Raw genomic sequence first — 14,364 nt, forward strand, 5'->3', positions numbered from 1 at the left:
GGAGGTTCTTTTCGCTTTCGGCGCTGAACATTGGCGGGGCATGGCGGGCGGCCGCCGAGGCTTTGCGCCAGTTCGGCCAGCCTGCCGCTTGCGCTACCGAGCCTGCTTCCGCTCGCGCAGCAGCCGGTTGACCGTCTCGCGGCGCAGGCCGATCAGCTGGCCGATCTCTTCCTGCGTCAGCACCTCCGTCAGCGAGGCGGGGGAGATGTAGGTCTCGAACCATCGCTCGAGCTTGTCCAGCTTGGCGGCCGGCGTCATCTGGGTCAGCTGGTCGATGCGCTTCTGCATCATGCGGAGCTTGCTCTGCAGCAGCAGGGCAACCTCCCGGCATTTGGCCGCGTTGCCCTCCAGCTCCGCGTACCATTCGCGGGACGGTATCGTTTCGATCTCGCAGGCGACGAGCGCTACGGCCGTGCCGTGGTATTCCTTGGGAGAGATGAGCGAATGGTGCGGAATCACCTCTCCCGGAACGATGATGTTGACGAGGATCGGATTGCCGTCCTCGTGCACCCGGAGTATTTTAAGGAGTCCGCTGCTGACGCGGTACAGCGGTCCGGTCTCCCCTTGCCGGAACAAAATTTCGCCTTTATTCAGGCGCATAGCTGAAGGTCACCTTTCCTGATTTGACAAGTCCCCAGTTAGTGCGGACGGCAAGCCAAATTCCCGTTATTAAACAACCGAAGCCGCCAGGTATAATCAGGAAATTGTCGAAGAACAAGATATACAATGGGCTGCGTAAATATGCTCTTCAAAATGGGCAAGCGTAGTCGAAACGGCCATTACAAGTTCTCCCAGCAATCCGGCAAAGTACGCCATAACAAAAATTACATGAGCAATGAGCCACCATTTCTTCTTATTGGCACTTAACTTGTTCGACATTCGATTTCCGATAAAAACCAATAAAGCGATCAACATCAAAATCGTCAATGCGATTGAACCGATCACAATAATGCCCATAATGGAATACTTCTTAAAGGCAGCGTGCAGCGTGAGCTTGCGGCGCGGCATCGCTTGGCTCGATGTTTCGCTATGAAATTATTTCAGCGCAGCATCCATAATATCCGCTACCTGCACCCATACATAATCATTTTCCTGGGCAAGCCTGACGCTTTTTCGCTGCCGATCGATTTTTGTTATGATTCCTGTTAATCTGGAGATTTCAAATTCCTTGAATAATGCCAATTCCACTTCTTTTTTGCAAAGCATCGATTCAGAAAGGAGCATGGATATGCGTTCCATCTCCTGATCATCCAATTGCGGCCGCGCGTTTTTTCGCAAATTTTGCTGGTGCCGAATGTAAGCCTCCTTATGCTCCGGAAGCATCATTCTGGACGATTCGAACAGACCGTTTCCTTGCAGCTTTTTACTCATTTATAATGTCCTCCAATTTTTTGCGCCCGATCCCGCGCCTGGCCCGCAGCTTTTAAAGAAGAGGCGCGCATGATCGCGGCGTTTCCGTATTTCTCCTTGATTCGGTCAGTCGTTCTTTCCAGCGCTAACTTGACTTCGCGGTTATCGAATAAAGTGAGCTGATATTCCCGATCGCTGACCAATTGACTTAAAGTGACCCCGATTTTGCGAATGGGCAGCCCATCCCAATGTCGTTTAAACAGTTTTTTCGCGGCGTGGAAAACCTCATCCGTCAGATTCGTCGGGTCGGGTAATTTCATTTGTCTGTAGAAGCCGGAAGGGCGGTCAAAGTCGGCTCCTTGACAAGCTACGGAAACGACCGAGCCCATATAGCCTTTCATTCGGGTTCGCTGACATACTAACTCGGCGAGCTCTAACAGGGGAACCATGATGTCGTCAAGCTCCCGGTAATCGAATGGAAGAGTCATCTGATGGCCGATCGCTTTTTGCAAATCGTGCGTGCCTGGAGTTACCGGGGAATGATCCTTGCCGTTGGCAATGAGCCACAGCACTTCGCCGTTCACCCCCCACTTGGCTCTTAATTTGGCCAGGGGAGTTTGAGCCAGCTGGCCAATCGTATAAATCCCCATGCTCGTTAAATGCCGGCACATCCGGGACCCCACCATAAACATCTGATGAATCGGCAGCGGCCAAAGCATGGCTGGCAGCTTTTCCACAGGCAGATGGGAAATGCCCGAATGATTGCGTTTGGCGAAATTATCGCATGCCATTTTGGCGAGCACCTTGTTTTCGCTAATTCCAATGCGTACCCGAACGCCCGTTTCTTTCATGACTTTATCCTGAATGCTCTTCGCAATCTCATGAGGACCGCCAAAAAGCTGTAAACTTCCCGTGACATCCAAATACTGTTCATCGATGCTGTACGGCTCTACCAAGTCGGTGTAGGATTGATAAATTTTCGTAATTTGCAAGGATACCTTGATATATTCCTCCATGCGAGGACGAATGACCACCAGATCAGGACATTTGGCAAGCGCCTCTCCAAGCCTCTCTGCTGCAGTAACACCATGCTGCTTGGCCAGGGGGCACGCGGCGAGGACGATCCCGGAGCGACGGGCCGGGTCTCCCGCCACAACAACAGGTTGATCTTCATACTCGGGATGGGCGGCTTTTTCAACGCTGGCGTAAAAGGATTGACAATCCGCCAGCATGACGATTCGACCTTGGCGATTGCTTCTCATAGGCTGCTCCTTAAGTCGACGTTGAGATATTTGCTCAAATATTGACTAAGCTCCGCTTTCACCAACCCCCAAAGCATCGAGAAGCTGTGATGATAGCCCCGGCACAAATAACGGGCCTCAATGCCCCATTCGGTTCGCTGCTGCTCGTACACCTTTATTCCTCTGCCGCGCATTCGTTTCCGAAGCAGCGCAATGTCTGCCGTAATTACATTTTGCGCAGACCGCAAGGCCTTTACATATACAACGTCCATCTTGAGCTTTACTGTCCCTAATGCTTGAATATCCCTTTCCAGCACGTCCAAAAGCATAGGGAGCAAAATGTACTCTTTGATCAATTGGAGGTCGCCTTCCGTCTCCAAGGGTGCCTGTGCCATGCAATCAGCCTCCCGCCTAACTCCTCATTCGGCACTTTCCCGCAGCATGGAGCATAATAGACGAAAATGCTGCTCCATGGATGTGGCTGCTCCATACTCGAGTGCCCGAACACGATGCGAATCTTTTTCCATGGGCCGTAATCGCGCGGCGGCTCTTCCGGTAACCGGCCGCTTTTTGCCTGACGGTGCGGGCAGCAGGATGAATAAATAGGAACATATGTTCTAGTTTATTTAGCATACAGAACAAATATTCGCATTTCAAGAGGGGGAAAATTTTTCCTCGCCCTTCGTCCCGGCAGCTCAGGGCAAAAATAGGCCGATCAGCCTAGGAGCCAATTCGCCGCTCGCGCGTATTAATGTACATCGTCGATGAGAGGAGTTGTGGGTTTGGCTCGATTGGAATATCGGTTATATGCGGAAGGGGTTGCCGAATTTCCGATTCTGTACTATTATGACGGAATCGGGCGCGACGAGGCGGCTCTGCGTTTGGCATGCGATTATTTCGTGAAAGAAGGCCAAGTGTTCGAGAAAACGTCCGCGGCGGTGGAGACCGGCTGCTATGTCATCTACGTCCGCGAAGCGGAGGGAGAACGGGCGATGCATTGGAGCCCGCCCGACCCGAGCGGCGGCGGGGTCGCCATGGAGCTGAGGGAGTACAAGGAATGGACGGCCGACTATCGGCTTGTGCATACATACCGCTTTCCCGACACGCTGGAAGCGATGCTTCGTCTGCAGGCGAACTATTTGTACGCGGAAGGCAAGGAATGGCAGCGGTGCTCGACGGAGATCGACGAGGACCGGCGAACTTACGTGTATTATGCGGAGCCTGCAGGCCAGGCCGATTAGGGCGCTGCGGCGGGCTGCATTCATGTTACTGCAGGCAGCCTGCCGTTTTTTTCTGGAGGAGGAAGGAACGGATGGAAGGGTTTCATAACAGGTCGCGCAAAATCGTCTCGCTGTTCGTAGCTACGGCGCTCGTGCTCGCTTCGGGCTGCCAGAACAGCCCCGGCTCCCGCGATTGCATCGACCGCAACAACGACGGTTACTGCGACGACGGAGGAGGCGGAGCCGGCAGCGCGTCCCGGTATTACGGTTCGGGCGGCGGCTCGTCTGCCTCTTACGGCACGGATGACGGCTCGTATAAGAAAAGCAGCAGCTCCGGCATCACGAGCGGCGCCAAAGGCGGCATCGGCAGCAGCGGCGCGCGGAGCTCGGGCTGAAGGCTGGAGGAAGGAGGACGCTCCCTTGAAGGGACGAAAGTCTGCTCTAGCCGGGCAGCCCTACGCCGCGCGGCGGGAAGCGCTGTACGGTCCGCTGCGCGCGGAAGGGCTGTTCACCTGGGACATGATGTACGGGCAGGAATACGCGCTCGCCGATCTGTATGGGCTGGGCCGGAGCTTGCTGCAGGAAATGAGAACGGCAGCGGAAGCGCTGGGACGCATTTACGCCCGCACCGTTCGCGTCGTTCAGCAGGGAGAGCCTGTGCTGTGGCGCGAGCTCGGTTTGCCGGAGGCGACCTATGGCGCGATTCGGCTCTGCATCGACGAGTCGATCGCTACGCTCATCGGCCGGTTTGATTTTGCGGTCACGCCGTCCGGGGTGAAAATGCTGGAGTTCAACAGCGATACCCCGACCGGCATAGTTGAGGCGTTTCACGTCAACGGGCGCATCTGCGCGGCGTACGGCGCGGAAGACCCGAACCGCGGGTGCAGTCGGCAGCTGACGGAGGCGTTCGGACGCCTGCTGCAGGCTTACCGGGAGCAGGGATATGCGGCGGAGCGGGTCGTCTTCAGCGCCTTGGACTGGCACGAGGAGGATGCCGGCACGACCCGCTACTTGCTGCGCCAGTCCGGCATCGCCGGGGCGTCGTTCGCCGCCCTGGCCGATCTGCGCCTGATGGACGAGCGGCTGTGGGCTCCGGCCGAAGCGTCCGGCGAGTGCGGCCCGCTCCGGCCGGTCGATGTGTGGTACCGGCTGCATGCGCTGGAGAAGCTGGCCGAGGACAGCGATGCGGACGGCTTCCCGACCGGCGAGGAAGCGCTGCGGCTGACGGCCGAACGGAGGGTGGCGATCATCAACCCGCCGTCCGGGTTCGTCGCCCAGACGAAGGCGCTGCAGGCGCTGATCTGGAATCTGCACGAGGCCGGCGAGTTTTATACGCCGGAGGAGCACGAGGCGATCGGGCGGTACATGCTGCCAACGTATTTGGAGCCGCGCTTCGCTTCGGCCGGAATCCCTTATGTGGCGAAGCCGATTTTCGGCCGGGAAGGAAGCGATGTCACCATCTACGGTGCGGACGGTCTTGCCGTGGAGCGAAGCGCGGAGGACGAATACGCCGATCAGCCGATGGTATACCAGCAGTACGTGCAGCTTCCCGAGATCGAGACGGAGACGCTGGCCGGCCGTTTTCGCGGCAGTCTGCTGTGGGGCTGCTTTCTGATCGGCGGCGCGCCGTCCGCCGTCATTGCTCGCGTAGGCGGCAAAATTACCGGCAACTTATCGTACTATATGCCGGCCGCATTGATATGACGGGTAGGAGGGAAAAAGCGTGGAGCAAATGAGCTCTTTGCTCAATTTTTTGCTGTATTTGGGAGTTACGGTCCCGCTCGTAGGCATCGGGATTTTATTTTTCAATTTGACGACTCCGTACAACGAATTTCGTCTGATCCGCGACGGGGCGGACACTTCCGATCCGTCCAAGGCCGCGGCCGCCAAAGCGGCGGCCAGCGATCTCGGCGGCAAAATCATCGGCCAGGTGCTCGTTCTGGCATCTGCCGTATACCATTCGCTCGGTCTGCTCGATCTGGTCATTTGGGGACTGATCGGCGTGGCGTTCCAGATTATTGTCTTTTATTTGTTCGAGCTGCTCACGCCGTTCAAGGTCGTCGCCGAAATTCCGAAGGGGAACGTATCGGTAGGCAACTTCTCCTTCTGCCTGAGCATCGCTTCAGGGCTGCTGCTCGCTTCCTTGATCAGCTACTGAACGGTTGTTGCGGTGTCGCGCTTGCCTGTGCAAAAATCCCATGCCGCTTCCAAGGCGGCATGGGATTTTTGCGCCGAATCCGGCGCCCCATCGCTTATAGCCGCGCAGCTTCGCACCGGCGTCGCGCTGGCGCTATGCAGGCCTGGCGCTGGCCCCGTGTCGGCGTCGCGCTGGCGCCCGCGCAGCCTCGCGTCAGCTCCGTGCCGTCGTCGCGCCGGCTCCGCGCCGTCGTCGCGCCGGCCCCGCGCGTCCCGCTGTCGTCCGGCATCTCGGCGACCAGCTTCACCTTCGGAGATTCGAAGGGAGAACGAATGGGGATGTTTTGAGCCGTCTCACGCATCCTATACAATGTTGCGCCAACAATACGCAAGGGGAGATGAACACCCGTGTTCTCGTTCGATATGGCTTCACTCGTTTTGCTGCTGATCGCGGCGCTCGGCGTGCTGAGCAACAACAGCACGATCACGATCGCCATGATCGCGCTGCTGCTTCTGCGGACCATGAACCTGCATCAAGTCTTTCCGTGGCTGGAGAAATACGGGCTGACGTGGGGCATCATCTTGCTGACGATCGGCATCATGACGCCGCTGGCCAGCGGCAAGCTGACGATGCCGTCGCTGCTTGAGTCGTTCATGAGCTGGAAATCGCTTCTTGCCGTGGCGACGGGCGTGCTCGTTGCTTATTTGGGGGGCCGCGGCGTCACCCTCATGTCGAACCAGCCGATCATCGTCACAGGCCTGCTGGTCGGAACAGTTCTGGGAGTCGCCTTTTTCAAGGGCGTTCCCGTCGGGCCGCTGATCGCCGCCGGGATTTTGTCCCTGCTGTTCGGAAAAGGATAATATTTCGGCAAAAATCCGGATTTTAATGAAAAACTGAGTCTTTTTTAAGGTTTCTTTAATGTTTCCGGCTCATACTATGAATTGTCAATCCCTTTAAAATATATCGTCATTTCCCCGCCTGCCGACTGCCATCGATGAGGCGGGGCTTTTTTTGCCTCCAGGCAGCGCCCGCGACCTGGCGTTCGTTCACCGCTGGCCGCCCTTCATCTTGCCCGGCGAAGCGTCCTCTTGCCCGTGCCCTCCGCCGTTGTTCCGAAGATGCATAACGATAGGCGAAAAGGGACATATTAAAAGCGACGGTGAGAAGAGAGGTGTGGTTCCGTTGAACGTTTCAACGAGAAATACCGGGGAAGGTGTTATTGAATCCCGTTAGAAGCGAGGGGATGTGCCAAAGACACGTTAAGGTAGTCGGGGTGCCGAAGCCTTAGTGTTCGATAGGTAAACCCGAGGTTCGATCAAGATTCAAGACGTATTCCAAAATCTTTCACCGTCGGGGGACTCCGCAAGGAGTCCTTTTTGGCGTATAAGAATTTGCCCTTTGATTAGCGTTTTCGCTGGCCGGGGCTCACGTTTTTTGCCGGACGACCTTAAGCTAACGAAAGCCACAGAGCTTATTTCATTCGAAACGCTCGATTTGAAATTGTAACGCAAGTGAGCAGCCTTATTCGCATGTTTGGCTGCCCGATTCAGCGTTTCTGACCAAACAGCGCTACTACGTTTCGTTACATTTCAAAAAGTGCTCGATTCAGCAAAATAGCGTTTGTCGCTTGCGTTAGAGAGGATAGAGAGGGTGGAGAGGATATCGTGACTCAGAGGACTCGCTCTACAGCGATCAAGCGAAGTGCGAGTGCGATTTTTTGTGCCAAGAAAAACAACTGCCAAACCGCGCCGCTCATCCTTGAATGGACCTCGGTAGACGTTTTTCTTGCGTCCGGCGCCAAGGACGAGCCGCAGGCGAGCCGGCCGGGTACATTATTTACCAATATTCCGCCCCGCTTTCCCTTGGTATAATCGAATGCGAGGTGGTGACTGCGTGTATTATGCTCCCATGCCGCTTACGACGGCAGACTCTCCGTTCACGGACGAGGAGTTCATCTTTGAGCCTAAAATAGACGGGCATCGTCTTCTGTTGTCGCGCAGCCGCGGACGAACCCGGCTCTATACCGGACAGCTGGCTGATTGTACGCTGCAGTATCCGGAGCTGCTGCCGATCGCCGCAGACGATATCGTTCTCGACGGCGAGGTGGCCGCAACCGACGCCGCGGGCCGCATCGACGGCGAGGCGGTGAAGAAGCGCCTGGCGCTGCGCGATCCGGGGCGCATTCGGCAGGCAGCGGCAGCCGATCCCGTCAATTATATCGTATTCGATATTTTGCGGTACAAGGGCGCCGATCTGCGGGGGCTGCCCCTGTATCAGCGCAAACGCATTTTGTCCGGCATTCGCTTCGGAAATCCATACATAGCGCAAATTCCGTATATCGAAGAGGAAGGAGAGCGGCTGTTTCGGGAAATTCAGCAGCGCCGCTGGGAAGGCATCGTCGCCAAGCATTCGAACTCCATCTATGTGATAAACCAGACCGGTGCCTGGCAGGCGATCATCAACTGGAGCGAGGCCGAGGTCGTCGTTACCGGATATCGCAAAAGCGGCAGCGGCTTGCTGGTAGCGGCCGCATCGAAGAACGGCGCTTTGCAGCCTGCGGGCGTCGTGGCGGACGGGCTTACGGCCAGGCACAAAATGACGCTGTACCGCGTCAGGGATGCGCTGTTCACCGGCGAGGACGGCGAATGGGTTTATCTTGCGCCTCTCCTCAAGGCGAGGGTGAACATGCGCGGCTGGACCAAGGCAGGGCAGCTGCGTTCCCCGGTGTTCGCGGCGTTCGTGCGGTAAAAAAGCGTTTGAACCGGGACGGATCGCCAACATCCCGCCATCGGCTCCGTCATATATTAATAGCGGGAGGGATGGAGATGGGGTGGGACGCAATCTTCGAGCTGATCAACCCGCGATTGCTCATTGTTGTTGCCGCTTGCTGGGCTTTCGGGTATATGCTGAAGCAAACCCCCCGGGTCCCGGACTGGACGATCGTATATATTGTCACGGTCGCCGCTGTGCTGCTTACCGTATGGCTGCTTGGCTTCGGTCCCGAAGCGATCATCCAGGGCATACTGGCCGGGGCGTTCTCGGTGTATGGCCATCAATTGCTCAAGCAGACGCGCGAGCGGGATTGACCTATATGGGAAAAGCGGACTTAAGCCGCTTGCGAAAAGATTTCAGGCCTCGTCTCACGACGAGGCCTTTTCATGGGAGAGGAGAAACCGGACGAAGAGCTTATGGGGAACGTAAGTCTTCTCCGCGGTTGTCTACGACATTTTCATGTCGTTGATATAAGCATGCACCGATTGGCCGCAAAATATACCCCTTCAGGAAAAAATATTTTTCGATTTTTTTTGCAAATGAATCCGATTATGGTACGATAGCATTACTATCCGGTGAAGGTGACAACGCATGAGAGTTATTTCGGGCAGCGCCAGGGGAAGGACGCTGAAAGCCGTCCCTGGCATGGGAACGAGGCCGACGACCGACAAGGTGAAGGAAGCGATCTTCAGCATGATCGGGCCGTATTTCGACGGCGGCGAGGTGCTGGATTTATTCGCGGGCACAGGCGGGCTGAGCATCGAGGCCTTGAGCCGGGGGATGAGCCGGGCCGTGCTGATCGACGCCGACAAGAAAGCGCTGGAGACGGTGCGGCACAATTTGCAGGCTGCGGGCTTTGCCGCTTGCGCGGAGGTTTACAGGAACGACGCCGTCCGGGCGCTGAAGGCGCTTGCCAAGCGGGGCAAGACGTTCGATCTTGTATTTATCGACCCTCCCTATAAAATGAAGGTCATTCCGGAGCTGCTGGAGCGTTTGACAGACGGCGGGCTGCTGAGCGGCCGGGCGATCGTCGTGCTCGAGCATGACGCGGAGGATCGGCACGATACGGCGTACGGGGATTTGAGGCCGACTCGCCGGGCGGAATATGGCGATACGGCCATTACGGTGTACCGCCGCCTGGAAGGGCTCGCATCGGAAGAAGAAGCGGAAGTCAGAGGAGTTGAAGACAATGGAAGATAAGGGCTGGAAGGTGGCGGTGTATCCGGGGAGCTTCGACCCGGTAACGAACGGGCACCTCGACATCATTCGCCGGGCGGCCAAAGTGTTTGACAAGCTGATCGTGGCCGTGCTCAACAATACAAGCAAAAATCCGCTGTTTACGCTGGAAGAACGGTTGGAGCTCCTGCGGCAGGCGACGGCCGATTTGCCGAACGTGGAGATCGACGGCTTCCGCGATCTGCTGATCAGTTATATGAAGCAAAAGAACGCGCATCTGGTCGTCCGCGGCTTAAGAGCGGTCTCCGACTTCGAGTACGAGCTGCAGCTCGCCTTGAACAACCGCCATCTTTCCGAGGATATCGAAACGTTCTTTATGCCGTCGACGCCGCAGTATTCTTTTTTAAGCTCCAGTATCGTCAAAGAAATCGCCCGCTTTCACGGGCCGGTCAGCGATCTGGTGCCGCCGGAGGTAGAACGGGCGCTGACCCGAAAATTCAGCGGAGGCTAGAAGGCATCGGCAGGCCTAATCCTGCCGTTCTTTGCGTTTGAACAGAAAAGCGGCGAATACGGACAGCACGAGCAGAAGCAGCAGGACGACGGCGAACTGCAGCATCATCGGACTGATCAGCGGCCACAGCGAATGCGGCGCTGCCCTTAGCCCGGCATGCGCTGCGGGAAAGGCCGAAACCGCGGAGGGGGCGGAGCCGGACAGCCACTTCATTAGCGGCTGCCAGGCGGCCAGCGTCAAGGCGAAGGCGATGCCGCCATGGATAAGCCGGGCCAGCAGGAAGCGGGAGTAGCGCAGATCCGTCCCGGCCATCAGGGTGACCGTCTGGGCGTGGACGGACAAGCCGCCCCAGGCCAGCATCAGGCTGAGCAGCGCATATGGCCAGGAGCCGGGAGCATCCGTCTGCGACAAGGCGTAGCTGCCGAGATGGGGCTCGAGGAAGGCGGCCGCGAGCGCTCCCGTGATCGTCCCGCCGCTGCCGCCAGCTCCGTCTGCCGTAGGGGAAAGCGAAGGCAGCAGGCCGGAGGAGGCGATCATCTGCAGCAGCACCGAGAACATCATGATGTAGCCGCCGAGCACGAAGAGCTGCTGCACGCTTGCCATGACCGAATCGCCGAGCAGCCTGCCGAAGGCGCGGCCGTCCTGCCGCCTCGCTTCCGCAAGCGCGGCAAACGCCCGGCCGAAGACGCCGTCCGCAGGCAGAGCCTCGCGGGCACCGGAAGCGGAGGCCGCCCGCCTTCGGCAGAGCAGCATCATGAGCAGGGCTGCGGCGTAATGAATCAGGGCCAGAGCGAGGCCGGCTGCCGCATCGTGCAAAAAACCGACGCCGACGACGGTAATCATCAGCACGGGACTCATCAGATGCGAGACGGCAAGCAGCCGCTCCGCTTCGTCCCGGTCCAGGTGCCCGTCCCGGCGCAGCGCGCCTACGGCCGAGGCTCCCGCCGGCGCGCCGGCCGTGAGGCCGAGGGCGATCGCCCAGCCGCCGAGGCCGGGAAGACGCAGCAGCGTCCGCAGCAGAGGCTCCATCAGCGCGCCGAGCCAATGAATGCCGCCGAGCCCGCGCATGATTTCGGTAATCATCAAAAAAGGCAGCAGCGCCGGAAATACATATTTCCACCACAGCGTCAAGCCCTGCAGCGATGCTTGGAACGCCCGGTCGGGATGAAGGATAATGCTGACGATCAGCGTCAGCGCGCCGGCGCCCAGGAGATATGTGGTCGCCCGCGGGGACACGGAGAAGGACGGGCTAGACATGTCGGCATCACTCCAGCAATCGAATTGGTACATGTCTACGCTTTGTCCGAATGGTTTAGACCAAGCGGGCGTACGATACTTATGCAGTCGATGTGAAGAATCCGAGAGCCGGGGGAGACAACAGCGCATGGGAGAGGCTAAGCATTTGAGAAGCGCGTCGCGCATCGTATTTTCCGTCTTTATCGCCATTATTGCGGTGTATGCCGTTTACTTTTTGCCGCTGCCTTTGTTTATTTTCAAGCCGGGCACGGCAGAAAACGTTCGGCCGATGGTCCAGATCGAAGAGTTCCGCTATGAAGATAAGGGCGAATTCATGCTGACGACAGTCAGCGTCAGCGGAGCGACCTTGTTCGGTTATTTAAAGGCGATGCTGAACGGCCTGGAAGAGGTGCGGCTGCAATCCGAGCTGCTGCAAGGGGGCGAGACGATTGACGAATATTCCCAGCGGCAGGAGGCCGTCATGCTTTCTTCGCAGGCTAACGCCATTCAAGCCGCCTACAAGAAGCTGGGCATTCCTTATGAGATCAGCCGGGACGGGGTCATGGTTGTGCAGGTGCATGAGGGGGTTCCGGCGAGAGGCGTGCTGCGGCCCGGGGACGTCATTGTGAAAGCCGGAGACAAGCCGGTGCGTACGACGGAGGAGCTTCAGGAGGAGCTTCAGGGGAAGCGGGCCGGGGACGCCATCTCGCTGACGTTCCGCCGGGACGGGACGGATCATACCGCGGAGATCGAGCTGGCCGTTCTGCCGCTCGCCTCCGGCGAGCCGGGCGGGAATGCGCCGGAGCGGCGGGCCGGACTCGGGATCGTATCCGCGAACGTGCAGAGCGTCAAGGCCAGTTCGCCCGACAAGCAGGTACATATTCAAGCCGGGGAAATCGGCGGGCCGTCGGCGGGCCTGATGTTCGCGCTCGAAATTTATAACCGGCTGTCCCCGCACGATATTTCCAAAGGCTACAAAATCGCCGGCACCGGCATGATCGATACGGACGGCAACGTCGGCCAGATCGGCGGCATTCAGCATAAGGTGGTAGCCGCCGACCGGGCGGGTGCCGACATTTTCTTCAGTCCGAAGGACTATACATCCCCGGACGGGAAGCTCAAGGCGCCCAACTATTCCGATGCCCTGGCCCGCGCCAAACAGATCGGCTCGAGGATGTCGATCGTGCCTGTCGGCACGATCGACGAAGCGCTGCAATATTTGGCCGGCCTCGATCCGAAGCAGCCGGGGTCGTAAAGCTTGCCGCCGGGTTTCTGCGGCTTGCCGCGTCAATGCCGCGTCGGCTGCTTGCCAGCCGCTGTCGGCAGCGCGTTCGCGGTTAACGCCCGGGCGTCTAAGGCGTGCGGACCGGCTTTGCCGCGCACGGTCGAAGCCGATGTCATGGACGGGCGTCTAAGGCGTGCGGACCGGCGGCTCGTAATAATCGCGCAGCAAGTCGCGGGAATCCGGGGCGTCATAACCGAGCGCATAGACGGAGGTCGCCCGGATATCCATGGCCAGAAGCGGCGAGTCTTCGGTCGTCACCTTTTCGATGACCGGGACTTTCGCCGCTTTTTTCATCGCCCGCAGCAGGGCGCGGCCGCGCTCCGAAAAGCCGAGCACGCGCAGGTAAGGCACGCCGCGGGACAGCACCTCCCGGGAAAGCTCCGGCTTCGTATGGTTCAGCAAAATGCGCAGCAGGGTGCGCTGCAGCTTCGTGCGCGTATACCGCTTCGTCTTCAGCCGCTCGACGAGCGCCTCGACGGCGCCTCCCGAAAGCGGAGGAAGCGTCGCAAGCGACCGTTTGATCCGGTGCTCGAGGCCTTCGGCGACCTCGGCATATTCGGCCAGCTGAGCCGCGCTGAGTCCGGCCAGCCGGTGCAGCAAGGGGCGCTCGAAGCGGCTCCAATCGATCGGCGCGCGGCCTGCCGCCCATTCCCGCTCCAGGATGGCCAGCGCGGCTAAAGGCATGTAGGGAGCGGCTGCTTCCGGGCGACCGGTTTCGGCCAGCAGCTTGCGAATGGCGGTTGCGCTGGCGATGCTCGCATCCGAAATATCGGTCTGGTTATAGGCGGCCTTGGCGCGGGCGATCGTCAGCGGCCGGATGCGGCTGCGCAGACGGCGCAGCGCGATCAGGTAATGAAGGCCGAGCGTATTGTTCGGCTTGGCCAGCTCCGCCTCCTGCACGCCGGGCATGAAGCGGGCGAGCGCCCGGCTGTAAGCGGCGGGGTAAGGCCGGCCGGCGGCCAGCTCTTCCCGCAGCAGCCGCCGAAACGGCTCCGGCTCGTCGCATACGGCCGCCGCCGCCCGCTCCAGCCAGCCGATGTCGCCGCTCTCGCTGCCGAAGCAGAGGGTGTCCACGACGCCGCACGCATCGAGCGCCGAAACCGCGCCGTAGGCGAACCATTCGGCGGGCTGGCTGCTAAAGGCGACGGGCAGCTCCAGCACGACGTCGGCTCCCATCGCCAGAGCCATTTCGGCGCGAGCCCATTTGCCGGCGAGGGCCGGCTCGCCGCGCTGGAGAAAATGCCCGCTCATGACGCAAATCGCCGCTTCGGCGGAAGATACCTTCATCGATTGTTGGAAATGATACAGATGACCGTTATGCAGCGGATTGTATTCGACAATCAGTCCGACAGTGCGCATGGGAATCCCTCCGTTCGCAGGCTGAAGCAAGCTTTCGCCGCAACCGCCGGCGGGGCGACTGGACGTTCGTCGCTCCT

General features: G+C 58.9%; 17 protein-coding genes. 10 read left to right on the forward strand and 7 right to left on the reverse strand.

What is annotated here, in order from left to right:
- Positions 1 to 93: 93 nt before the first annotated feature.
- The 5 genes from F591_RS0105925 to F591_RS0105945 all read right to left on the reverse strand — a co-directional run bounded on the left by F591_RS0105925 (position 94) and on the right by F591_RS0105945 (position 2,986).
- Entirely contained in the window at positions 94 to 600 is a 507-nt protein-coding gene (locus tag F591_RS0105925) for a Crp/Fnr family transcriptional regulator (protein ID WP_019533670.1), read from the reverse strand.
- Positions 601 to 696: 96 nt separating this feature from the next.
- Positions 697 to 957, reverse strand: a complete 261-nt coding sequence (locus tag F591_RS27480) for a hypothetical protein (protein WP_019533671.1) — start codon at positions 955 to 957, stop codon at positions 697 to 699.
- Between the two features lie 78 nt (positions 958 to 1,035).
- Positions 1,036 to 1,371: a YolD-like family protein gene (locus tag F591_RS0105935; protein WP_019533672.1), complete on the reverse strand. Its 336-nt coding sequence runs from the start codon at positions 1,369 to 1,371 to the stop codon at positions 1,036 to 1,038.
- Positions 1,368 to 2,612, reverse strand: a complete 1,245-nt coding sequence (locus tag F591_RS0105940; RefSeq protein ID WP_019533673.1) for a DNA polymerase IV — start codon at positions 2,610 to 2,612, stop codon at positions 1,368 to 1,370. Before F591_RS0105940 ends, F591_RS0105935 begins: the two co-directional genes overlap by 4 nt.
- On the reverse strand, positions 2,609 to 2,986 hold the full coding sequence (locus tag F591_RS0105945; protein WP_019533674.1) for a YhjD family protein: 378 nt from the start codon (positions 2,984 to 2,986) through the stop codon (positions 2,609 to 2,611). Before F591_RS0105945 ends, F591_RS0105940 begins: the two co-directional genes overlap by 4 nt.
- Before the next feature lie 387 nt (positions 2,987 to 3,373).
- Between F591_RS0105945 and F591_RS0105950 the strand changes: the two genes are divergently transcribed.
- The 9 genes from F591_RS0105950 to coaD all read left to right on the forward strand — a co-directional run bounded on the left by F591_RS0105950 (position 3,374) and on the right by coaD (position 10,407).
- On the forward strand, positions 3,374 to 3,832 hold the full coding sequence (locus F591_RS0105950; RefSeq protein ID WP_019533675.1) for a hypothetical protein: 459 nt from the start codon (positions 3,374 to 3,376) through the stop codon (positions 3,830 to 3,832).
- Positions 3,833 to 3,903: 71 nt separating this feature from the next.
- Positions 3,904 to 4,206: a hypothetical protein gene (locus tag F591_RS0105955; protein ID WP_019533676.1), complete on the forward strand. Its 303-nt coding sequence runs from the start codon at positions 3,904 to 3,906 to the stop codon at positions 4,204 to 4,206.
- A 25-nt stretch (positions 4,207 to 4,231) separates the two neighbouring features.
- On the forward strand, positions 4,232 to 5,515 hold the full coding sequence (locus tag F591_RS0105960) for a glutathionylspermidine synthase family protein (RefSeq protein WP_019533677.1): 1,284 nt from the start codon (positions 4,232 to 4,234) through the stop codon (positions 5,513 to 5,515).
- Between the two features lie 28 nt (positions 5,516 to 5,543).
- A complete protein-coding gene (locus F591_RS0105965; protein ID WP_040741176.1) occupies positions 5,544 to 5,969 on the forward strand; it encodes a DUF350 domain-containing protein in 426 nt (141 codons plus the stop codon).
- A gap of 401 nt (positions 5,970 to 6,370) precedes the next feature.
- Complete coding sequence (locus F591_RS0105975; protein WP_040741177.1) at positions 6,371 to 6,808, forward strand: DUF441 domain-containing protein; 438 nt, start codon at positions 6,371 to 6,373, stop codon at positions 6,806 to 6,808.
- Positions 6,809 to 7,841: 1,033 nt separating this feature from the next.
- Entirely contained in the window at positions 7,842 to 8,696 is an 855-nt protein-coding gene (locus tag F591_RS0105980; protein WP_019533681.1) for an ATP-dependent DNA ligase, read from the forward strand.
- 77 nt (positions 8,697 to 8,773) lie between these two features.
- Positions 8,774 to 9,034 carry a phage holin family protein gene (locus tag F591_RS0105985; RefSeq protein WP_019533682.1) on the forward strand — a complete coding sequence of 87 codons (261 nt, stop codon included), beginning with the start codon at positions 8,774 to 8,776 and terminating at the stop codon, positions 9,032 to 9,034.
- A 277-nt stretch (positions 9,035 to 9,311) separates the two neighbouring features.
- A complete protein-coding gene (gene rsmD / locus F591_RS0105990; protein ID WP_019533683.1) occupies positions 9,312 to 9,920 on the forward strand; it encodes a 16S rRNA (guanine(966)-N(2))-methyltransferase RsmD in 609 nt (202 codons plus the stop codon).
- Complete coding sequence (gene coaD / locus F591_RS0105995; protein WP_019533684.1) at positions 9,910 to 10,407, forward strand: pantetheine-phosphate adenylyltransferase; 498 nt, start codon at positions 9,910 to 9,912, stop codon at positions 10,405 to 10,407. The genes rsmD and coaD overlap by 11 nt, the downstream gene beginning before the upstream one ends.
- 15 nt (positions 10,408 to 10,422) lie before the next feature.
- Here coaD and F591_RS0106000 read toward each other — a convergent pair whose 3' ends face one another.
- A complete protein-coding gene (locus F591_RS0106000; protein WP_019533685.1) occupies positions 10,423 to 11,664 on the reverse strand; it encodes a nucleoside recognition domain-containing protein in 1,242 nt (413 codons plus the stop codon).
- Between the two features lie 127 nt (positions 11,665 to 11,791).
- Here F591_RS0106000 and F591_RS0106005 point away from each other — a divergent pair, with 127 nt between their 5' ends.
- The gene (locus F591_RS0106005; RefSeq protein WP_019533686.1) at positions 11,792 to 12,898 is read left to right on the forward strand and encodes a SepM family pheromone-processing serine protease; all 1,107 of its coding nucleotides are present in this window, start codon (positions 11,792 to 11,794) and stop codon (positions 12,896 to 12,898) included.
- A 156-nt stretch (positions 12,899 to 13,054) separates the two neighbouring features.
- On the opposite strand, the gene F591_RS0106010 is transcribed toward F591_RS0106005, so the two are convergent.
- A complete protein-coding gene (locus F591_RS0106010) occupies positions 13,055 to 14,287 on the reverse strand; it encodes a nucleotidyltransferase (protein ID WP_019533687.1) in 1,233 nt (410 codons plus the stop codon).
- Positions 14,288 to 14,364: the final 77 nt, after the last annotated feature.

The sequence above is a fragment of the Paenibacillus ginsengihumi DSM 21568 genome, assembly GCF_000380965.1.
In the GTDB taxonomy this organism is placed as follows: Bacteria; Bacillota; Bacilli; order Paenibacillales; family NBRC-103111; genus Paenibacillus_G; species Paenibacillus_G ginsengihumi.